This window comes from Metallosphaera yellowstonensis MK1 (assembly GCF_000243315.1).
Taxonomy (GTDB): Archaea; Thermoproteota; Thermoprotei_A; order Sulfolobales; family Sulfolobaceae; genus Metallosphaera; species Metallosphaera yellowstonensis.
The window spans coordinates 400989-421928 of the sequence record NZ_JH597761.1 but is presented as its reverse complement, the minus strand read 5'-3'; the positions used below and the strand labels follow the sequence as shown (position 1 = coordinate 421928).

20 protein-coding genes and 1 pseudogene are annotated in these 20940 nt (G+C 49.4%); 7 read left to right on the top strand and 14 right to left on the bottom strand.

The window, feature by feature from the left end; genetic code table 11:
- From METMK1DRAFT_RS02875 to METMK1DRAFT_RS02870, 3 genes and pseudogenes are all read right to left on the bottom strand, one after another.
- Positions 1 to 285 (bottom strand): annotated as a pseudogene (locus tag METMK1DRAFT_RS02875) (IS256 family transposase); the annotation flags it as partial.
- A gap of 471 nt (positions 286 to 756) precedes the next feature.
- Positions 757 to 1002, bottom strand: coding sequence for a hypothetical protein (locus tag METMK1DRAFT_RS17250; RefSeq protein ID WP_155812268.1), 246 nt, complete (start codon positions 1000 to 1002; stop codon positions 757 to 759).
- Positions 1003 to 1382: 380 nt separating this feature from the next.
- On the bottom strand, positions 1383 to 2435 hold the full coding sequence (locus METMK1DRAFT_RS02870; protein ID WP_048087566.1) for an ISH3 family transposase: 1053 nt from the start codon (positions 2433 to 2435) through the stop codon (positions 1383 to 1385).
- Between the two features lie 243 nt (positions 2436 to 2678).
- On the opposite strand from METMK1DRAFT_RS02870, the gene bluB reads away from it, so the two are divergent.
- Entirely contained in the window at positions 2679 to 3344 is a 666-nt protein-coding gene (gene bluB, locus METMK1DRAFT_RS02865; RefSeq protein WP_009070647.1) for a 5,6-dimethylbenzimidazole synthase, read from the top strand.
- 249 nt (positions 3345 to 3593) lie between these two features.
- On the opposite strand, the gene METMK1DRAFT_RS02860 is transcribed toward bluB, so the two are convergent.
- From METMK1DRAFT_RS02860 to METMK1DRAFT_RS02845, 4 genes are all read right to left on the bottom strand, one after another.
- The gene (locus METMK1DRAFT_RS02860) at positions 3594 to 4400 is read right to left on the bottom strand and encodes a cation diffusion facilitator family transporter (protein ID WP_009070646.1); all 807 of its coding nucleotides are present in this window, start codon (positions 4398 to 4400) and stop codon (positions 3594 to 3596) included.
- Between the two features lie 320 nt (positions 4401 to 4720).
- Positions 4721 to 4993, bottom strand: a complete 273-nt coding sequence (locus tag METMK1DRAFT_RS02855) for a hypothetical protein (protein ID WP_009070643.1) — start codon at positions 4991 to 4993, stop codon at positions 4721 to 4723.
- A 37-nt stretch (positions 4994 to 5030) separates the two neighbouring features.
- Positions 5031 to 5753, bottom strand: a complete 723-nt coding sequence (locus METMK1DRAFT_RS02850) for a uroporphyrinogen-III C-methyltransferase (protein ID WP_009070641.1) — start codon at positions 5751 to 5753, stop codon at positions 5031 to 5033.
- The gene (locus tag METMK1DRAFT_RS02845; protein WP_009070639.1) at positions 5750 to 7561 is read right to left on the bottom strand and encodes a nitrite/sulfite reductase; all 1812 of its coding nucleotides are present in this window, start codon (positions 7559 to 7561) and stop codon (positions 5750 to 5752) included. Before METMK1DRAFT_RS02845 ends, METMK1DRAFT_RS02850 begins: the two co-directional genes overlap by 4 nt.
- 112 nt (positions 7562 to 7673) lie before the next feature.
- On the opposite strand from METMK1DRAFT_RS02845, the gene METMK1DRAFT_RS02840 reads away from it, so the two are divergent.
- A complete protein-coding gene (locus METMK1DRAFT_RS02840; protein WP_009070637.1) occupies positions 7674 to 8378 on the top strand; it encodes a phosphoadenylyl-sulfate reductase in 705 nt (234 codons plus the stop codon).
- Positions 8353 to 9495, top strand: a complete 1143-nt coding sequence (gene sat / locus METMK1DRAFT_RS02835; RefSeq protein ID WP_009070635.1) for a sulfate adenylyltransferase — start codon at positions 8353 to 8355, stop codon at positions 9493 to 9495. The genes METMK1DRAFT_RS02840 and sat overlap by 26 nt, the downstream gene beginning before the upstream one ends.
- A 129-nt stretch (positions 9496 to 9624) precedes the next feature.
- On the opposite strand, the gene METMK1DRAFT_RS18430 is transcribed toward sat, so the two are convergent.
- Positions 9625 to 10272, bottom strand: coding sequence for an MFS transporter (locus tag METMK1DRAFT_RS18430; protein ID WP_216586085.1), 648 nt, complete (start codon positions 10270 to 10272; stop codon positions 9625 to 9627).
- Positions 10273 to 11004: 732 nt separating this feature from the next.
- Between METMK1DRAFT_RS18430 and METMK1DRAFT_RS02825 the strand changes: the two genes are divergently transcribed.
- Positions 11005 to 12207 carry an Nre family DNA repair protein gene (locus METMK1DRAFT_RS02825; RefSeq protein WP_009070629.1) on the top strand — a complete coding sequence of 401 codons (1203 nt, stop codon included), beginning with the start codon at positions 11005 to 11007 and terminating at the stop codon, positions 12205 to 12207.
- The gene (locus tag METMK1DRAFT_RS02820; protein WP_048087557.1) at positions 12207 to 12998 is read left to right on the top strand and encodes an SPL family radical SAM protein; all 792 of its coding nucleotides are present in this window, start codon (positions 12207 to 12209) and stop codon (positions 12996 to 12998) included. Before METMK1DRAFT_RS02825 ends, METMK1DRAFT_RS02820 begins: the two co-directional genes overlap by 1 nt.
- A 400-nt stretch (positions 12999 to 13398) precedes the next feature.
- Here METMK1DRAFT_RS02820 and METMK1DRAFT_RS19895 read toward each other — a convergent pair whose 3' ends face one another.
- The 3 genes from METMK1DRAFT_RS19895 to hpaD all read right to left on the bottom strand — a co-directional run bounded on the left by METMK1DRAFT_RS19895 (position 13399) and on the right by hpaD (position 16663).
- Positions 13399 to 13668, bottom strand: a complete 270-nt coding sequence (locus METMK1DRAFT_RS19895; protein ID WP_052300180.1) for an IS200/IS605 family accessory protein TnpB-related protein — start codon at positions 13666 to 13668, stop codon at positions 13399 to 13401.
- A gap of 579 nt (positions 13669 to 14247) precedes the next feature.
- Positions 14248 to 15720 (bottom strand): 4-hydroxyphenylacetate 3-hydroxylase family protein, encoded by a 1473-nt coding sequence (locus METMK1DRAFT_RS02810; RefSeq protein ID WP_009070623.1) that lies wholly within the window; start codon positions 15718 to 15720, stop codon positions 14248 to 14250.
- Position 15721: 1 nt separating this feature from the next.
- Positions 15722 to 16663, bottom strand: a complete 942-nt coding sequence (gene hpaD, locus METMK1DRAFT_RS02805; RefSeq protein ID WP_009070620.1) for a 3,4-dihydroxyphenylacetate 2,3-dioxygenase — start codon at positions 16661 to 16663, stop codon at positions 15722 to 15724.
- Positions 16664 to 16930: 267 nt separating this feature from the next.
- On the opposite strand from hpaD, the gene METMK1DRAFT_RS02800 reads away from it, so the two are divergent.
- Positions 16931 to 17812: a hypothetical protein gene (locus METMK1DRAFT_RS02800; protein ID WP_009070618.1), complete on the top strand. Its 882-nt coding sequence runs from the start codon at positions 16931 to 16933 to the stop codon at positions 17810 to 17812.
- A gap of 216 nt (positions 17813 to 18028) precedes the next feature.
- Here METMK1DRAFT_RS02800 and METMK1DRAFT_RS17240 read toward each other — a convergent pair whose 3' ends face one another.
- The 3 genes from METMK1DRAFT_RS17240 to METMK1DRAFT_RS02790 are packed head-to-tail and all read right to left on the bottom strand — an operon-like array spanning position 18029 to position 20178.
- Positions 18029 to 18172, bottom strand: a complete 144-nt coding sequence (locus tag METMK1DRAFT_RS17240; protein WP_155812266.1) for a hypothetical protein — start codon at positions 18170 to 18172, stop codon at positions 18029 to 18031.
- Positions 18173 to 18207: 35 nt separating this feature from the next.
- On the bottom strand, positions 18208 to 18666 hold the full coding sequence (locus METMK1DRAFT_RS02795) for a flavin reductase family protein (protein ID WP_009070615.1): 459 nt from the start codon (positions 18664 to 18666) through the stop codon (positions 18208 to 18210).
- 36 nt (positions 18667 to 18702) lie between these two features.
- Positions 18703 to 20178: an MFS transporter gene (locus tag METMK1DRAFT_RS02790; protein WP_009070612.1), complete on the bottom strand. Its 1476-nt coding sequence runs from the start codon at positions 20176 to 20178 to the stop codon at positions 18703 to 18705.
- Between the two features lie 121 nt (positions 20179 to 20299).
- Between METMK1DRAFT_RS02790 and METMK1DRAFT_RS02785 the strand changes: the two genes are divergently transcribed.
- The gene (locus tag METMK1DRAFT_RS02785) at positions 20300 to 20911 is read left to right on the top strand and encodes a helix-turn-helix domain-containing protein (RefSeq protein WP_009070610.1); all 612 of its coding nucleotides are present in this window, start codon (positions 20300 to 20302) and stop codon (positions 20909 to 20911) included.
- Positions 20912 to 20940: the final 29 nt, after the last annotated feature.

The window sequence follows — 20940 nt, the reverse complement described above, 5'->3', positions numbered from 1 at the left end:
CCCTCGTCCTCACCCTCTCCCCTCCCCTGTACAGCACGGGTAAGCTCACCGTGACCCACTCCAGCCCGTACACGACCCCCGGAGGGAGACCTTGAACCCCTTCAAGAACCTGTACCTGGCGTAACCCCTCCTCCTCACCTCCTTCCCCCTGACGTACCTGGGGGAGGTCCTCCTCTCCTCCAGGACCCTCCTCTCGATCTCAGCCACCGTTTCATTTAATGGCGCGTCCTTCCCAAGTAACTCGGGGACGAGCGAGGTAACCACGTGATTGAATGAGTGTCTCATGGTATGACCTAGCGCTCGTCCCCTTTTTAGTGTTACTGATGTAGGATCAATTAAGTCACTTTCATTCTATAGAAACAAATAGAAATCGCAAAGGAGCCCTGAATCGCCCCTATAAACTTAATGTAATAAAAAATGTTTAAACTAACATAGATTATGATTAATTCCTATTGGCGATTGTGTAGACATTATAGAAGAGGAGGTTCAAAGGAAGGAAAGCCTCGCCTCCCTGAGGTGGGGACGGATTGCTCCCCTTTGTAAGGTTTTAAGCTTCGAAGGGCTCTCTTCCTCTCGAGATGCCTTCCTCAGCTCAACTTCGTGAGATGAGGAGGTGGAGCCGACCTCTCCCGCAACGTCTGTGAAGGACGTCTACGAGGTCGAGTACTAGAACAGGAGGACTAACGTTGTACGTCTCTTAGCAAGGTCTTCAGGAAAGGAGAGTCAGGAGGCTCGCGGACCTCTCGGCCAAGCTGTTCAAAGAGCTGAACTATGAGACGCCCAGGAGTACGCATGAAGATGTTCGAGGTCGTCGAGTACAACACCTCCAAGCACCGTGCTAGTCATGGCGTAGAAGTTCAAAGGAAACCAAGAGGAGCAGTCCACTGCCCCGGGACACTGACTGCACAGCGACCTGAACGGTGCCCTGAATGTCCTCAGGAAATCCATCAATGTGGCGGTTTCAATAACAAAGAAGCTCGTCTCCTTCATGGTTGACCACAACCGAGTAGCATCCGTAAAGGGGTGTAACCCTTAACGGGGAATCCTCGCCCTCATGGGGGTGGAGGAGGTCAGACTTCGTCTCAATCCCACCGGAACTCTAACAGGAAGTTCTGGACCCATGTAAAGGCATATCAAAAGGAGAAGGGTTGTAAGGGAACGAGGGGAGAACTAGATAAGCTAACGTCAACCGAGGTGAGAAGGCGACATTTAAAGAATGGGATGGTCCTTGGGTTGCGAACTGACGATGACCAGTGATCTAAAGGTGGATGAATGAAGTGGGCGTGAAATCACCCACTAACTGACAAGTGATGAGATGATAAGGTAGTAAACCACATGATGGCTCACTCTACGGGAATCTCCTCCTAACGGTAGACCCAAAATCACCTCCTTGAAAATAAATATATATTATTAATAAGCGGTTCTATTGATTTAAGTAGAAAATCTTTTAGATAGAATAAATCATCGGAAAACAAGAGTATTAGGAGTAACCTGAACTGCTCCCTCCTCACCTCCCCCTTGAACACGGTGTACAGGGAGTAGAGTACGATTGCCAGCACGAAGATCAACGTGCGGAAGACGAACTTGGTGGAACTGGTGAATGGGAGAAAAGCCTTGATGTTCCGGTAAGAGGTCTCTATGGGACCCCTCACCTTGTTGTACAACTTCAACACCTCCCCCTTCGGTAGGTCGAGGTTCGTAGCCCTAGCGAAGTAAACAACCTTCTTCCTCTTCCCCTTCTCCCTACCGTAGACCAAAAGCCTGAACTCGACCTGCTCGTCCCTCCTGTGCCTCTTACTGTTAGTCTCGTACTCGCCGTCGAACTCCTCGTAGACCTTCACGTCCCCAACAGGAACTCCGATTACGTACTTGAACTGCGAAACGAAGTTGAGCACGTCAATCGCGTAGAAACCAGCGTCGAGAGTCATCAACCTTATCTTGAACCCCATGGCGACGACTTGCTCCACGAGGGCCTTCACGACCTCATCCTTGGTCATCCCCTTGACTAGTGTGACGAAGGCCAGTAGGAGCACTTTCCCGTCAAACTTAGTCGTCGCAGTTGCGTAGTTCCAAGAGCTCCCCTCCTCCGAACTCCCGAGCCCTCCCACCGTTTTCCCGTACCAGGTCTTGGTTGTCCAGTCTATTGAGAGGTCTATCTCCCTTACTCCCTTCAGTACCTCCAAGGATATCTTCCTCACTTGTTCCAAGAGTTTCTCAACCACTTCCACCCCCTGCTCCTCCACGTAATTCCTTACGGTCTGTGGGGACACGCCATACGCCCTCGACTTACTTTCCACCGAATCGTTCCACAGACAGGCTGAGATGAGGGTTCTCGCCACCTCTTCCCCTCTCTTTCCCTTGAAGGAGAACATGGAAAGTAATTTATATCCTATTTGTTGTACGTTATTTTGGTGAGGGAGATGGTGTATTATCACCTTGATCTCCCACACGGTAATACCACATCTCCCTCACCTTAAACCTTTCTACAACTGAATTCTTAATACTCTTATAAATCCTGTTATTCGCTATGAGTCGATATTATACTGCCAGAATTATTTTTCATAATATGATTTTGGGTCTACCGTAAGGGTGGGGGAGGAAACCAAGCTGTGATTGGGCACTCTAGAAAGGTTTCTCGTCGCAATGTTAAAATATAACCCTTTGGATAACCTATCCACATGGATGTATACGAAGCGATAAAGAGAAGAAGAGACGTAAGGAGTACCTTCAGGAGTGACCCCATCCCAGATGAAGTGTTAGCCAAGATCCTGAAGGCGGGTCACTTGGCTCCCTCAGTTGGGTTTTCGCAACCCTGGAACTTCATTATAATAAAGGACGTTGAAAAAAGGAGGAGAGTGCTAGAGGAGGTGACGCGACAGAGGGAAGAGTTTGCGAGGAGACTAGAAGAAGGGAGAAGGGAGCTCTTTGACAAGATAAAGATTGAGGGAATCTTGGACACACCACTGAATCTTGCGGTCACCTGTGATCCATCGAGGTTTGGTCCCAACGTTCTGGGCAGACATACCATGCCTGAAACGTGTGAATATAGTGCGGTCTTAGCGGTGGGTAACATATGGTTAGCTGCTAGAGCTGAAGGCGTAGGGGTGGGCTGGGTGAGTTTCATGGATAAGGATAGAGTGAAGGCAATTTTGGAAATACCTCCTGAAGTGAAGTTGGTAGCATACCTCTGTCTAGGCTATGTGACCCGTTTTCCCGACATGCCTGAGCTAGAGGAAAAGGGGTGGAATAGGAGGTTGCCAGTGGACGAGCTAATCTTCGTAGACAGGTGGGGAAATAAGGTCAGCGAGGAATTTAAGAAGGTCCTGGAGTCCGTTAAGATATAGTGGAGCAGATATTAGATTTCTGCTCGACTTTAAGGGGTCGGACTTTCATTGAGGTTTCATAATTTGTGGTCAACCTTTCGTCCTCATTCCCCCTTGTCCGGCTCCCCACGCCTAGGTTAGGGAGTATGGACTCCCTGTCACGAAATGTGGAGTTTCGTTAGTCCCTCCCTCCACCTCACTTACTCATCGACTCCACAGTGCTATTCTCACCGATCTGGTAGTGAGAACTATTGAGTCTAGGGATCCACATCAACTTCTTTCGGCCTCACTTTCAAATTGTATAGTGACATGGTTTATGTTGAACCTTTCTCCCAGTAATTTCTCGATCTTAACCCTCTTTTCGTCTAGTTCTTTCAACGTCACATTAGATTGTTCCTCCACGTGAAGAGTAGCTACCCTGAGATGATTACAGATGTCCCACACATGTATGTGATGAATTCCAGGAATCTCCTTCCTGAGTTCACTCTCCATTTCCTCGATGTCAAGTGGGGAGCCCTCCATTATGACATAAAGTGAGCCCTTCATGCTCTTGATTGATGTTAGGACCATTATAGACACTATAACTAGGGAACTCACGGGATCTATAAAGTACCAACCGGTTGCAATTATGATGACGCCCGTCAGGATACCAATAAGGTAGGCAAGACTGTCCTGAACGGCGTGTAGCCAAACCCCCGATCTAGTTGTTTCATCTCTCTTACTCAAAGGCAATAAGGATAGGGAGAAGGCAATGACTGAGGCAAAAGTCAATATCACCGGCTGATCTCTCATCCCCTCGATCAAATATAACAGCGATATCAACGAGACAATGATGCTTCCCACGACAACGGTAGCTACGTTAGCTAGAGAGCTGACGATTTCTAACCTATGAAGGCCATAAGTGAACCTGGAGTCCTTAACGTTTACCAGTTTCATGGCGTACATCGAAAACGTGATCACGAGTGCGTCCAAGAGGGAGTGAACGGTTTCAGAGATCATTGTGGCGCTCCCCGAATAAATGGAGAGTAGCGAATTCAAACCAAAAATGAGCCAGAAAGGCAGGAAATACCTTTTCACAATATAGAATTCGCGTGGCTGAATATAAACCCTCCTCGAGTGAGAACTGTGACTGCAGACAGTCCCTAGTCCTCATTGGCCTTATCTTACCCTCCGTGAAAAGGTTAGGTTGTTATGGGCTTTGGAATCCGATGAACTCATGTTATCTTTGTTGCGCGTAAGTAATACATTTTAAAAAGCGCTAAGGGATCGCAAGGGTGGCGAAGGGTTAAAGAACCAATTACACGTCCCATAATTACACCGAATTTGCCATTGGAGAGATTACGGAAAACATCGCCATTTACGGTGGAGAAGGGATGATCCCTTATCTCCCTGGGAGATCACCTCCTCCTGTTGGATTTTAAGTCGTCGATCAGACTTAGACATACCTCTTCGTTGAGGGCGTAAACTCTTGACCTTGTGTCTCCGAGGCAAGGCTGTACTACCAAAAGGGATTCATCCCTGAGTATCTTGAGGGCCTCCCTCAACGTCCTATCTGGCATATATGTTTCCTCCTTGAGCTCCTGAAACGTTGCCCTCCCCTTCATCTTCAATACCTTGAATACCAATTTGGCTGAACAAGGAAGATCTTCTATCTTCTTTTTTGAGACCATAAATATCACAACTTTCACAACGTTTTAAATTTTAATCTTAATCTCCCATCACGCTATTTGCCCTCAAACATGATCTCTCGTTCAAGGAGGGTTCCTCTACTGCAAAGGGAACTCTCTTTTTTACCCCCTCGCCTACAACTATCACCGCTGGAGGCTTGAAGCCGGAGGATAGTCTGTCTAAATCCCTAAGGTTTCCCACGGCCTCCATTCTGGACTCCCCGGACCAGGATAGCACTGCCACTCCCTCATCTGGATCTCTCACCTTCAGTAACTCCCTCTTGAGATGTCCTATCACTCCTAGCCCCATCAATATTACCAGTGTGCCACATCTTGGAATTTCCTTTGAGGATAATGCCTCCCTACCTCTTTTAACTGCCGTAAGGACAGTGAAGCTATGCACTCCTGGGAGGGTCAAAGGAATTCCAAAGAGTTCCGGAACAGCTATTGCGCTGGAAACCCCGGGTACTACCTCACACTGTACGCCCCACTGGGAGAGTTCAGCACATACCTCCAGGAGCCTACCAAAAACAGAGGGGTCACCGTTCTTGAGCCAGACCACCTTTCTACCCTCCCTTGCGTTCACCGCCATGAACCGCACTGGATCCTGAAGAGAAGATATAGGCACGGATTTCTCTCCGCCCAGCTCCTTGGGAACTAGCCTGTCCAACACCACTATGTCTGCCTCGGCGATCAACCTCAATCCCTTGACTGTGATGAGTTCCGGATCTCCAGGACCCGCTCCCACTACGTGTACCTTCATGTCTTCACCTCAGCCTTGATTGTTGACCTCATGAGGTCCCTGGTCCTAGGATCCGCCTTGAGGTACTCTATGATCCTTTTGTTTCCCAAAGACCTTAAGAAGGGTCCCATTCCTCCAGGCCTCCTCAGTTCTGGGGGAGCGAGATCCCTATATAGCTGGAAGAGGGCCTGAGTTACATCTGCCACTCTCTCACCGGGTACGTGCGTCAGATAAGTCTCTCCTGTTTCTGGGTCAACGAGCGGTCCCCCTTGATTTCTACCCTCAGCGTCACCTCCTATCTTCAACATGTAAAGGTTATATCCAGTACCTATCCAGCCTATGGTCTTGGTTCCGGGTCTAGAACATTGGGCCAGGCATCCCGAGACACCGATAGTCTCCTCCATATCCCCCCACTCTTGCTCTAGCTTGCTCATTAGGTTCGGAAGGAATCTCTCCGATTCGGTGAACGAGAGCTTACAAGTCGGGAAGCCTACACAGGCGATGGACATAGTCCTGAGTTTCGACGGAGTTCTCTTAAGGTAATTTCTCATAAACCTCTCCAATTCTTTGACGTCGTCCACGTCAGTGATCAACAGGTGTTGATTTGGGGTTATGAAGAACTTCACGCCGGGATAAGAGTCAGCCAGATCCCTCAACATGGTCTTATACATCATTCCCTCCCTGTCTATGACCCTACCGTTCTCGATAAACAGACCGTAGCCCTCGATCCCCATCTCTATCCTGCCCAGGTGAAGCATCCTCGGACCTACGTCTAGTTCCTCGTCTGGAGGTTCAAAACTGATTCCCCTAACCTTCAGTTGTTCCTGAAACCAGCCTATCCCTAGGCTATGAACCAGGTACTTCATCCTGGCCCATTGTCTGTTCTTCCTGTCTCCCCACTCCTGTTGAACCTCCACCAGGGCGTGGAGTGCCCTCATCAACTCCTCCTCGCTGAAGATACCTAAGGGTCTTCCGAGACAGGAGAAGGTGGAAATTCCCTGCTTCTCACCCTGTCCTCCCCCCACGTAGATCTGAAACTTCCTCCCATCAACCGGAACTATCCCTATGTCGTTCGTCCTCACTTCGACACAGTTATCCCTCAAGATCTTGCCGTTCAATTCGTGTAAACCTGAGACGGCTATCTTGAATTTCCTGTTCAGGAGGTTCTCAGAGTAATTGAACCTCTCCGTCCCTCTCTCCGTAATGCCTGCTGGATCTATCTCGAAGATCTCCAGGTAGGGCCCTGTTGGGAGCCTAAAGTAGGAGGCTATGCTCTTAGCCAACGAGTTGGCGTTAAATATCTTTGAGAAAGAGGAGAGGGGACAGGCCACGACGTTCCTAACGTTATCTCCACAACCATTCAGGGTGAAGAATCCAGACTTCGCTATCTCCCTTATGGCATCCAATAGATCTCTCTTCCTCACGTGATGTAGTTGGACGTCCTGTCTCGTGGTCAGCCTAAGGGATGGCTTTGGTTCGCCTGTGTAGGCATCAGATATCGTGTATTGATCGCTTATCTCGTCAAGGATCTTCCATTGCCTTGCGGTTATAGGACCCCCGCCTGGAACAACTATCCTTATCATATAGATGAACTCCTTCACCCCATCTCTCCTGAACCTGTCCCTGTTGAACTCCAGATAGATCCCACAGGATTTGGCTATTGTCTCCGCCTCGAAGGAGAGATCTTCCTTGTCGTTCCTAAACTCCTCCTTAATTTCCTCAGGCACAGAAGTGAATCCCTTGGTTCTCAGCTTCGCCCATTCCTCCCTACTCCATTCCTCCGGTGAGGTCCTGAAGGACGGAGTTACGGGCTTCCCCTTCAAAATCATGGAGAAGTTTGGGGCTCCCTCGATTTAAAAAATTCCTATAGGTGCAACTTTTGCACTGCAAATCTTGCACAAGTAATTAGTTTTATTTAATAGGCCACGTTCCTTTGCAGAGATGAAAATGGAGACCAATTGGGAAGTTCACGCCCTGCAAGGAGAACCGGCAGAAAGGGTTATTGAGTGGGCCATGAAGACCTTTGGGGAGAAGGTTGCCCTAGCTTCCAGTTTTCAAGCGGAGGACATGGTTATCCTTCACATGGCCAGCAGGATAGGAAGGATAAGGGTGTTCACCTTAGATACGGGGAGATTACCTCAGGAGACCTACGAACTCATGGACAAGGTAAGGGAGCTCTACGGCGTGGAGGTGGAAGTCTACTTCCCAGACACGGCGAGGTTGGAGGAGATGGTAAAGAAGTATGGGGTCAATCTTTTCTACCGTGACCCTTCCTTGAGGAGGCTGTGCTGTGACATCAGGAAGGTTGAACCCTTGAGGAGGGCGCTCAAAGATCTTAGGGCTTGGATCACGGGGTTGAGGAGGGATCAATGGGAGACCAGAAGGACTGTGAGTAAGGTTGAGGTGGACAGGATACACGGAAACATCTTAAAGGTCAACCCTCTGGCTGATTGGACGTGGGAGATGGTCTGGGATTACATAAGGAAGAACGATGTGCCGGTAAACAAGCTCTACTCTATGGGATATACCAGTATCGGATGTGCACCTTGCACCAGGCCGATAAGGCCCGGAGAGCATCCCAGGGCAGGAAGATGGTGGTGGGAAATGGGGAGCAAGGAATGTGGAATTCACACCGGTGGTGAGTGAAGTGAATTCGCCATACGGAGGGAGATTAGTGGAGAGGGTGAGGAAACACGTGCCAGAGGAATTAAGGAAGGTGGAGATCCCTAAGAGATACGCTTTGGATGCGGAGAAAATCGCGGTGGGAGCGTTCTCCCCCCTTGAGGGCTTCATGGGCAGCGGGGAGGTGGAGAGTGTACTGGAGCGAGGTACACTTGAGAGTGGTCTCCCATGGACGATCCCTATCATACTCCCCCTCTGGAGAGGCCTTGAGGTAGAGGTGGGCGAGGAGATTCTGTTAACCCATGGAAGTGAGGGATTCGCTGTGATGACTGTGGAGGAGACTTTCCGGTTAGATAGGAGGAGGTTCGCGGAGAGAGTTTACGGTACGTTGGATCCTGCACATCCAGGGGTTAGACAAACCATGGAGATGAGTGAGTTCGCAGTCTCAGGGAGTATCGAACTGGTGAAAAGGATAACCGGAGATAGGACACCTAGGGAGGTCAGGGAGGAAATTTCCAAGTTTGGATGGAAGACCGTCGCTGGTTACCAAACTAGGAACCCTCCGCATAGGGCCCACGAGTATGTCATAAGGACGGCCATGGAACTCGTAGACGGCGTCCTGATTCATCCCGTGGTGGGTGAACTGAAGACAGACGACTTTCCTCCAGAGGTCATAGTAGAGTCCTATAAGGTGTTCATAGACGAGTTTTTACCTAAACGTAAGGTTCTGTTTGACACATTGAACATTGCCATGAGGTACGCCGGACCGAAGGCTGCAGTTTTCCTGGCGATAATAAGGAAGAACTTCGGTTGTACCCACTTCGTTGTAGGAAGGGATATGGCAGGAGTCGGTTCGTACTATGATCCGTACGGCGCCCAAAAGGCGTTAAAGGAACTCGATTTAGGCATAGAGGTTATTGCCCTAGGTGAGGCCTTCTACTGTAGGAGATGTGACGGGGTGGTCAGCGAGAGGAACTGTGATCACGATGGTGATTTAAGGGTCAAGATATCCATGACCCAAGTGAGGAGGATGCTCTCTCAGGGAGTGGAACCTCCTAGAGAGATGATAAGGCCAGAGGTACTGACGATTCTCAAGAGATCGTTTGAGAGGTCAGATTCCTCACTTAAAAGCTCCAAATAAAATTGGGACGCAGTTGAGGGCTCGGACCTCATAAGATCTCGCCAATTTGATATCAATCCAACTCATAGTCCTTGGGCCTCTCTAAAGTCCTCGAGGTTCACTCATCCCTTTCGCTCCTTAGCCGGTAGTTCACCTAACTTTATTTTTGTATAACTTATAAAGTGTGCTATCATACCCTAATTTGATTATACCGCTGACTAGGAATGGTAAGTAGAGTAGCCTAAGTGAAAGCATGAAACCAACCAATACAGGTCCTGGTAAACTACTTACATTTCTGAAAATATTCGTTATCGCAAACACCTTAACTCTCTCTTCATCATTAAAAATTTGAGAGACGAATGCCTGTCTACTGGGTACGTCCATTTGGGAGAAACTTTGCCTCAAAAATAGGAATATAACTGCCCAGTTAAATGAATTCATAAATGGTATAAGAATCAAAAATATGTTAGATATTATATGAGTGAAAACCATGGTACGTAAATTGCCGATTCTTTCTGCTATTAACGGGGCTATAATTAGCGAGATCGCAGTAACGATGCTGGATATACCGAACAAGATACCCAGACTCGTCACTGGCACATGGTATTTGAGGTAGAACCAGAGCGTCAATAGTGACTGGGTAATTAAACTTCCTCCAAGGGCATCGAGAGCAAACAGGACCGAAAGGTTTCTTAGATCTGGATATAACAAGAGGCCTAACAATTTCGTGCTCATTTTACCGTGGTCTGTCTCAATGTTTGTTATATTTTTATAGACTATGACGAGAAATATTGACATAATTATATAGAATATATATGCGAATTTAGCTATAATAATAACATTATTTGTAACGAAGTCAGAGAGCAATGGTAGAGAGAAGGCGCCCAGTGAAGACGAGGAATAGCCGAGTAGATTATATATTCCCTAATATTCTACCTGGATTTTTGACGAGCTTGGGGATCACCCCGACCTCCATTGATTGGAACGGGCCAGTCTCTGTTCCAGTTACACTAACATTTCCTATGAAGAGAGCTATAGATATTAATACAAAATTATACGATATAAATAAGATTATCGCGGATATTATCATGAGTAAGCTATTTATGATTAAAAATTTCTTTCTTCCAACCGAATCTTCGTATAAGGCTAACAGGAGGTTAAACGTGGCATTACCTGCTACGACGAAAAATATACCTAAAGTTACGTAAAATGTAGAGTATTTTAAATGTATTAGGTAAACTGGAATCAATATACTAATGAGACCAAATATGAACGTCCTCATACTCTTAGTTAAAAGTATGAGATAGATAGTATTGCTCATCTAACGATCTCCTGCTTGCGTTCACCTTTAAAAACTCTTTGAGATCTGAGAGTTAGGTCTCCCATCACAAACGCTCTTTTAACCTGGAGAGTTTTGCGATGCCTGAGCCCCACTCCCCATCAGTCTGATCTGAACGCTTCGTATTTCAGTTTCTGTAATACCTTCGGTGGGACGGATAGTTTAATACTCTCATAGTCAACATTTATCACGTGAAAGTTGATCCAGGGACGTGTCTGAGGTGCAGGGCTACCAAGTACCTGTGCGGTCTTACCTATTGTCCAGTTACGGTCAAGATGTCCATCCTGAACATGAGGGCTGGGATATACGAGGAACTCTCAGGATCGTCTCCCCCTTCCGTCTTCGTTGGTAGGTTCAATTACCCCAAGGTGGCAGTCTACCCCTCAGCACCCCCGCTCGGAGGGGACACCTCCAGATATGAGGATCCTAAACTGTGGATCTCCATGAGCTTAGACGAGTTCTTGGCCATGAGGCTGAGTGTGTTCAGAGGGGGACAGAGCTTCAGGGTGGAACAGGCCTCTGATCCCTCTAGGGATCTGTGGGACGTTCAGACACTGGCTCTATCACCTAGGCCCGTTGAAGTGGAAATGAAGTTCAAAGAACCACCTAAAACTATGAACGTCATTGATGATACCCTACCTCCACTAGGTCCTTCAGCTCCCTTGGACAAGCTCAGATTGGGAACCATCCCTCCTCCGGAGAAGGTCGTGGAAAAGGTCTTTTCCAGTCAGGACATGAAGGCCATTGAAGGAATGAGACTCCTTTACACTTCAGGCGTGGGCGTGGAGAGGATATCCAGGATACTCAGCGTCGGTGGGATGGGAGTGGATAGGAAGTTGGTACCCACTAGGTGGAGCATAACTGCGGTGGACAAGACTCTATCTGACCAGTTGGTTAAGGAACTCAAGGAGTTCGACATCCTCGACAATGTGGAGGTCTACGTGAGGGAACACCTCAGAAACCTCTTCGTGGCTATGCTGATCCCGGGTAACTGGTCTTTCGAGTGGGGTGAAGCGTGGTTCCCCAGGACTGCCTGGAACTATTGGGGAGGAGAGGTTGCGGTGGAAATAGACCACGAGGGTTATAGCGGCAGAAAGACCTATCCTGAGATAGGGGGTTGTTATTATGCCTCCAGGCTAGCCGTTGCGGAACACCTGGTGAAGAGAAGGAGACAGGCTACGGTTGTCCTTTGGAGGGAGACGTATCCGGGTTTCTTCTTCCCAGTGGGAGTGTGGTTCGTCAGGGAAAACGTGAGGAAGCTTTTGGAGGGAAGGCCAGAGACCTTCGACACAGTCTGGGAGGCTGTAGAATACCTCTCAAGCAGGCTCAAGGTTTCCAGGGATTGGACCAGGAAGTCCTGGATACTCAACCTGATGAGGTCGAGACTCTTTTGATCGTCCTGAAGGAGATTGACGTTAAGACGGCCCTAAGCAAGTCAAAACTGAGGGAGTTGGATTACTCCCTAAATCCGTATTACGGCTGTCAATTCTCCTGTCTTTACTGTTACGCTAGGAAATTCACTCCCCACGAGGAGGCGTCCAATAGGTGGGGAGAGGTGATAGTCGTCAAGAGGAACCTCGTGGAGGTATTACTCAAGGAAGTCCAGAGGGTGAGGAGGGGAACCGTGGGTCTATCCACGATCACCGATCCGTACCAGCCGGTGGAGGGGAGTAGGTTGCTCACCAGGAGGTCGTTGGAGATCCTCCTCTCCAAGGACTTCAGAGTCTCTATTCAGACGAAGTCTCCCTTGGTGCTGAGGGACCTAGACGTTCTAGTGCGTCACAGGGAGAGGGTGGATGTAGGGTTCACGGTGACAACCTTGAGGGAGGAGGTGTGGAGACGTCTCGAGCCCGGAGCCCCTGGCCCTAAGGCTAGGATAGAAGCCCTCAAGAGGTTGAGGGGTGAGGGGATCGATACTTGGCTCTTCATGGGCCCAGTCATCCGTGGAATGAACGACGGTGAAGTAAGGGATATCATAGTCCTCGCGGGAGAGATCGGGACCAGGATCGTTTACGACAAATTCAATGAGTACGGGATTTCCTTGGGTTTAAGGGGGGACAAGGGTTGGTGGGAGGCCAAGGAGAGGGAGATCCTTCGCTCGTGTGAAGAGGTTGGTATAGAGTGTCACTCTGAGGTTGAGGACTGGATACACGAGGAGAGGAGGAGGTTTCTTCCCTTGTTCTAGGGGTTTACAGCGGTTTATTGGATTTCCACTTTATTATAGGGCAACATTTGAGGGAAAGTTCCGTAACTGCTGGAGTTCAGAAAGGAGAAAACATTTCTAGCCCTAAGACAATGATTTCGTTCCGGTTAGAACGTGATTGTACTCCTTTGCTCAACGACACAGGATTTAACATCACCCACGTTACTGTCGCCCCTTCGGGAGGTCTCGTGTATGGGGATCGTGCCTAATCAGAAGAAAACGAATGTAAACTACCCCGCCCTAGCGGACGGAGCTTCCTGCTTCCTTGCCCAGCCTTGCCGTAGCGTAAAGCCACGGATAGAGGGCGGAGGACCACAGGCACTACAGGCCACCAGTCCTGATCTCTTGAGCACGTTCAGGGAAGCGTTGTAGTCACGGTCTGTTACCCAACTGCAGAGAACACGCGATCTGCTGAGGTCGAGTCCTTCACGTGTACGCACCTGGCACAGGCCTTGGAGGTACATGATGGTTCGACGAGGACCAGTTCCTTGCCGTACTTCTCCACCTGGTACTTCAGGACGGTCTCGAGCTCGTGGAACGCGACGTCGCGGAGCCTCATCCTCCTTGAGGACCTACCCACCAGTTCCTTAACTTGAACGTCCCCCATGACGACCACGTCGTACTTCTCGGGGAAGTGTTTGCCCAACCTCACGTCCCTCAGCTCCTTCGAGCGCCCTTGAGCCTCGGCGAGCTTGACCTCTCTTGGACCAGTTCTTGGACAGGAACTCCTTCCTGGAGAGGTCCCCGTGCAGCTTCCTCAGCTCCCGAGTGCCTTCTCGTATGGTCTCAGGTTGGGCACCACCCGAGGCCACGAGCGACTTCCCATCCCGACGTCCGGGGCAACCACCCCGTTCGTCCTGGGAGTACATTGACTGACATTGGACGTCCTGCTTCCTCAGGTCCAGTGCCGGTTGTCTCAACTCCGTCCGTGTTGACCACTTCCCGTCTAGTTCACGGAAGTACACGTCTGCCCAACGCAGGGTGTTGTGAACTTGAGGCTAACTCCAACCGGGCCTCTAACGCCCTAAACGTTTGTTGATCTATGTGTGCCCCGAAACGGAACCCTACGGTGGGCTTCAACATAGTTCCTCGTTAGCCCTTATTGGGGGGCTATCCATCCCCACGGTGGGTCTTCCGCCCTTTAACCCCCGTTAAGATAAACATAAATGAAAACGTTTCTGTCGACGATGAAACGGGTCTCAACCTCAGTAGAGGTGAGCCCCCCACGTTGTTAGGCCTTGGGGTTGGGCATCTGGTCCAGGATCTCCCTGACCAACCTCACGAACTCCTGTTTCCTGTCCCTGAACACCTCGGTGTATGTCTGTGCCCACCTGATGGTAGGATCGCCCCTACTGAACCTGTCGTACTGTTCATACCTCATCCCTACCTCCGAGCCCACGACATCCCACAGGAGGTTAAACAACTTCACTCTCTCTAGGGCGTCCAACCCCTTCATGGCCATGTACCTCTCTATGTAGACTCTCTCCTCAGGATTGGTGAAGTCCTTGGCTCCTGCAGGTATGGGTATGGAGGCTCCTCCGGTAATCGAACGTAGTATCTCGTTGGCTCTAGGAACAGCCCTCATGTTAAAGTGACTCCCAGAGATGGACAGGTAAGGGTCTGGCCTAACTATGTTGGGCAATTCCTGTGCTCTCTCCACGCTGGCGTGGAGCACAGCCTCGTTTAATGCCACGTATATGAGGATCTCCCCTATCTTCTCCTGGACGTTGATAAAGGATGAGGTTCCAGCTGCCTCAGCCACTGCCATGGCCAATCCAGCCAGAAACTTCAGCCTAGAGTAGTGCTGAATTACGAAGTGCCAATTGAACCAGCCTCTCAGAGATACCGTGTGCCACATGAGGTCCTCTATTAGTTCCGGTTTCTTGTAAAATATTATCCTGTCCCAAGGAACCAGAACGTTATCCAGGACCAGGACCGCGTCAGCTTCCTCAAACCTTGAGGAAATGGGGTACTCGAACTCTCCTCCCTCCCTGGGCTGAAATCCTCTCCTAGCCAGGAACCTCACGCCTTTGGTATTGGTGGGAATTGAGAAGTAAATGGCGTACCTAGGGTCGGTATCTCTCCTCACGTTGGGGAGATACCATAACATCTCCGAGTATGGTGCGGCAGTACTTATCATTGCGGAGCCCCTCACCACAACACCCTCGGGTCTCTCCTCCACTACGCCTATCTGAATGTACGGGTCATCCCATTGGGAAGGCGGTTTCGATCTATCGTACATGGGGGCTACTATCGCGTGAGTGTAAAAGAGGTCGTTCTTCACAGCCTCTCTATATATCCCAACGGAGTTCTCCATGAACTTGGAGCCGAAGTGTTTACCGAAGTAATCCTCGGCGTGAGCGAAGAACACCATGGTCCACATGTTCATGTAATCTGGGCTCCTACCGAAGAAACCCCTGTAGAACTCGTAGATCTTGAGTAGCCCGTCCCTCATCACTGCCAGATCCTCCTTGGTTCTCGGCCTCATGAACGATATACTGCTTTCCTCACCCACGTCCCTATTGTAGACCCTCAGGGCCTTGTGATCCTCCCTCCAGTGGAGATCGTAATACTCGGCGACTGTCTTAACCGGAATACGGAAGGCGTGATGAGATGTAACGTCATTCACTATCTCACCTTCGTAATACGTCACTGGCTGTCTCTCCCTTATGCTCTTGAGGTAGTCCTTCCCGGTCCTTATCATTCTACCACCCCTTAATCTCTCCAGTGATTATATCCTCCACCGGCATCCATTCGTTCAACCAAGATTGGGGTATAGGCCTGGCCCAGAAGTCGCTCCTATACTTAAACTGCTCGTAAGTCCATGTGACAGGTCTCCACTTGTCTGGGTCCAATACCTCGTAATCCTGAGTGAAGAACTCAAGCCTGTTTCCGTCGAAGTCCCTCAGGTAAACGTAATATCCCTCCGTGGCACCGTGCCTCCCTGGACCCCTCTCCAGGTTATCCCACATTCCCGTTGAGGCCAGTATGTCGGCCGTCCTTATCACGTCCCTCAAGTCGTGGACGTAATAGGTCTCATGATGGAAGCCAGGAACCCTGTTATTGCTCCTGGCCATGGCAATCTCATGTGAGTTCCCCCTCCTCGTCATCCAAACGACGCCTCTGGCTCCTTCCTTATCTAGGAAGTACTCGGTCTCATAGAATCCGAAGGTCTCCTTGAAGAAATTCGTCTCACGCTCCAGATCCTTGACCATAACATTGACGTGGGCAAGCTTCACTGGCGAGACGCCCCTGTGAAGGTGGAACTTCAGCCTTATGTCTCCCACATACTCCATGTCCCTGTAAAGGAGGATTGGAAGACCTCCTGGCGACTCCAGGAGAATAGCCGACTCCACGCCCTTCTCCTTGAAGCTCTTGTATCTAAGCCCGAGCTCAGCCACCTTCTTCTCAACGCTGTTCATGTCCTCCATCACCCTGAAACCTATGTACGACAATCCTGGAGAGGTTGCCCTCTTGAGGATCAAGCTGTGATGTTGGCCCTCCTCAATTCCTCTCAGAAACAAGGCGTCTCCGTCCCTCTCTGTCTCCACGAAGCCCAGGAGGTTGACGTAGAGCTCTCTAGCCTTCTCAAGATCCGTCACTCTCACGCATACGTGGGATAGCCTGTGTACTTGGATGTTTTTCATGAGGTAATTGTAAAATAAAGGAAATATAATAGTTTTTATTAAACAGGTTAGAGTGTGGGGACCATAATGGGATTCGTCGTTGGTTCCGTGACTGGCACGTCCCGATTCCTTATGGCGTCCCAGCGTGCAGGAACTTTGTGTGAACAACCTCTCCTAAATGGCTCAAGGCCCTCTCAGGTCAGGACGTCAGTCTCGTCCCTTAAATTCGCCCCCTTCTAGCCTGTGTAGAAAGCATATTAATTTAGAGTGTAGAGTTAAAACGAGTACATGTCGCTCACGGAGAAATTAATCGAGGAGATAAGTAGTAACCCAGCATTGGGAGAGAAGCTTAGGAGGCTACTGGAGAACGTAGTCCTGGAATCTTTAGTTAAAGAACAGCAGGAGCTGAACAGGAATGTCCAGGCAATACTTGAGAGCCAGGGAAAAATTTGGGAGGAGATAAGGGACCTGCGAAAGGAAACTACAGAATTACGTAAAGATCTTAAGGAGTTGAGGGAGGACTTCAACAGGGAGATAACGAGCCTGAGGGAGGAGATGCGTACGGAGACCGCTCGCCTGTGGGAGGAGACCAAGAAGTTGAGGGAGGACTTCAACAGGGAGATAACGAGCCTGAGGGAGGAGATGCGTACGGAGACCGCTCGCCTGTGGGAGGAGACCAAGAAGTTGAGGGAGGACTTCAACAAGATGTTAATGGAGATTAGGGAGATGAAAGAGGAGGGCAAGAAAAGGGACGAGAAGATAGACTCATTGTTCAAAGCCATGCTCAACGGTTTCGCAGAAATGTCCAAGTTCGCTGGGATGTCTTTGGAGGAACTGTCCAGGAATTTCCTGCAGAATTATCTACAGGGTCTAGGTGTACTTCCTAAAAATGCCTCATTGCGAAGAAAGGTATTAGACTCTGAGGAAATAGATATTTTCAGCGAAAATCCCCTAATAGTGGGGGAGGTAACGGGTCACGCTGATTCGCTAACAGAGTTGGACAAGTTGATGAGAAAGGCGAAATTGGTTAGAGAGAGGTTCGGTGCAGAACCACGAAAGTATCTCATAGCACTGACCGTAGCCCGTGAGGTCTATCCTCAAATTAAGAGGAAGGCCAAGGAGATGGGAGTGGAACTCGTAATAGGGAGAGTGGTAAAGAGAAAGGAATGAGAATGCCGAGGCATGCCTAGCCCGTACCAGTGCTGGTCGAAATAGGGGAAATGTAAATATCTCTAATATGCGGAACTGACTTTCCTGTTTTACCTCCCTAAGATGCCCATAACTGCTGTATTAGATCTCGCCTTTCTTACAGGGCAATCAAGGGAAAATCCCATAACTGCTATAAATGGTCTACTCACCTTCCCAGAGGTGAGGAGCGTTAGCTGATTACTCCCTCAATACCTGCGAAAAGGAATGAAACGATCCCAGTGCCCCCAAAAGGGCGTAACTCCTGAGGCCTCCCGGAACCCTTCTCCTTGGAGTGGTGGGGGTCACACACTTAAAACTACCTTCACGTGGTTTCCCAGCCATACTTAAAGATTCTACACCGAACGCCTATTAAAAAGTTAACATAACCGCCTGAAATCCCTCATGTAGTAGACCAGGGGTGTGGGGTCTCTCATCCTCTCTCCGAACTTTACCTCTCCTACAATTATGGCGTGATCCCCTATCTCCAACACTTCCCTCCTAGCCGCAACAACGTAGGCGTAAGCCTTACTCAGGAGCGGCATCCCTTCAACCTCCCTATACTCTACCAACTTGAAGCGTTCCTCCACTGGGGAAAAAGCAAAGGTTTTCAATGTCTCCTCGTCATCCGTTAGGTTCACGATGAATCCCTTGCTTTCCCTGAAGGGTATGTCGTTTCCCTTGGTAACGTCAGCAGCGAACATAACTAGGGGAGGATTGAGGGAGAGGGAGTTGAACGTATTCACCGTCATCCCGACACTCTTACCGTTCCAGGTGGTGGTAACTACTGCTACCCCTAGAGGGAAACTCCTCATCACCTCCCTGATGACGTCAGACAAGGGATTTCAACCCGTTCCTCGTTCAGATCATTAAATTTATGGAGAGATCTCATCTAGCCTCCTGTTCGCGGTCCTATGACCAAGGGCGACGGCTATGACGGTAGATATCACCTGAAAGAGAGCTATCAGCAGGAAGACCTCAACGGCCAACGACGTGCTTACCCCGCTGGACACTAGGGCGGTAATGAACGACGCTACGACCACCACGCCTATTCCCCCTCCTATGTGACCTATACCGTCCGTGAGCGCGAACCCGGTCGCCCTGGCCCTGGTGGGGAAACTCTCTGCGCTCCAGGCATAGGATACAGGTACCCAGAGGTTAAATCCGTAGAAGAGTATTATGGAGCCCAGGAAGGAAAGAGGAAGATCAGTCCTGGCTAAGGCTATTGTAAGCCCTCCAAGCACTGTAAAGAGCACCGATATTGCAGTCCATCTGTTCCTCTCCAATCTGTCCCCTACGGCCATTATGGTTAAGGCACACAGTATGAATCCTATGTCTCCGAACGAGGCTATAATACCTGCCTCAGGTGGTGGATAACCCAGTGACGATAGTATTGTGGTCAGGCCAGCTGCCAGGACGTAGACAGTCATGTAACCGAAGAACCACATGGCTATCAAGACTGCGAGCCTCCTCAGGTACTTCCCCTGTCCTAAGATGGTTCTCAGGGAATCCGCGTACGACTGTTTCTCAACGATGTAGGGCTGTATCACGCTAGGTAATGGGGGAAGCTGTCCCAACTTCCTGCTCGCTCTCTCCTCCATCCCCATCACTACCCTCTCAGCGTCTTCCAACCTTCCCTTGCTTATGAGCCACCTGGGAGACTCAGGTAGATTAAACCTGAGTATAAGTCCTATGAGGGCCAACAGGGCTCCAATACCGTACATGACCCTCCAACCGTTAGTTGCCAGGAACCCTGAGCCTCCAAGGGCCACTGGCAATCCCAGGGGAAACGGTGCTGGAGGAGTTGTTAGGAGGAGACCCAACCATAGGCCCAGACCGGCACCTATGGTTGAGAACAGGAAGACGAAACTGGTGTACTTGGCCCTCCCGTTGGAAGGGGCAACCTCCCCTATATACGTGTTCACTATGGCCAGGTCAGCACCTACGCCAATACCAGTTATGGTTCTAGCGATCAAGAAGTTGAGGTAATCATTAACTAGAGCGTTATACAGACTACCTAGACCTGTGATGGCCATGGTTATCATGAGCATGTTTCTCCTTCCTATCTTGTCTGAAAGTGGCGAGAGTAGTATGGCTCCGATTATGTACCCTATTAGGTTGAGGAGCACTGCCGGTCCCAAGAGCGCGGCTATCCGTGGAGACGCTGGACTAGAGACGTGAAAGATTGTGAGAGATGTCTGAATAAAAGAGACATTGATATCGAAAATATCGAAAAAGGTGAAGAGAAATCCCATCCCCAATATACCTATGAAGAGGTAGGAGAGGGCCCAAATCGGGATCCTATCCAACCTAGCTAGAATCTCTCCCGCCTTAACGGATTTTTCCGCCATATCTAAACATTTAAAACAGTAATTAATCTATATTATATTAAACTAGTTTAATGGTGTTACATATTTCATAAGGTGTTAAACATATTAGAGTATAAGCAGTACTATATAGTGATGTTAAAGGATGTTGAAGAAAGTGAACTTGACATTGGAACATGAGGGCTGTTGGACTGAATCCTCCAATGAGACGGTCAGGACAATTAACCTTGAGGTTTATCCGGACAAGGGTTATCTGAGAAGCTGGATCCTATCTTCAGAGCCCAACCTGGCTGAACGGATGGCCAGGGAACCAACAGTGAAGAGGGTCAATAAGGTCTATTCCTCAAGGGGTGAAGTCATAGTGGACTTCCTTAACGTATATGAGGGGTCTGTGGCTGGCCTGCTTTACAGCAGGGAGGTCTTGATCTTGGGGAATTACAACGTCGGGGGAAGGGAAGTCTGGTCGTTTGTGGCCGGTAAGAATGCCCTCTCAGAGCTGAGGAGGGAGATTTCATCCCTGGGAAGGGTTGTGGACATGAGAGTTGAGGATTACCTTCCCTCTTTCCCTAACCTAACCGAGATGGAGAGGAGGGTACTTAAGGTGGCAATATCACGCGGTTACATAGACTACCCCAGGGAGGTTAATGCTGAGGAACTGGCCAGAATGCTGAACCTGAGCAAGGTCACTTTCCTCTATCACTGGAGGAATGCTCAGAAGAAGATATTGAAGTATGTCTCAGATTACGTTTTGGATTGAGGGATAGCGTTTTATCCTAATCGGTATAA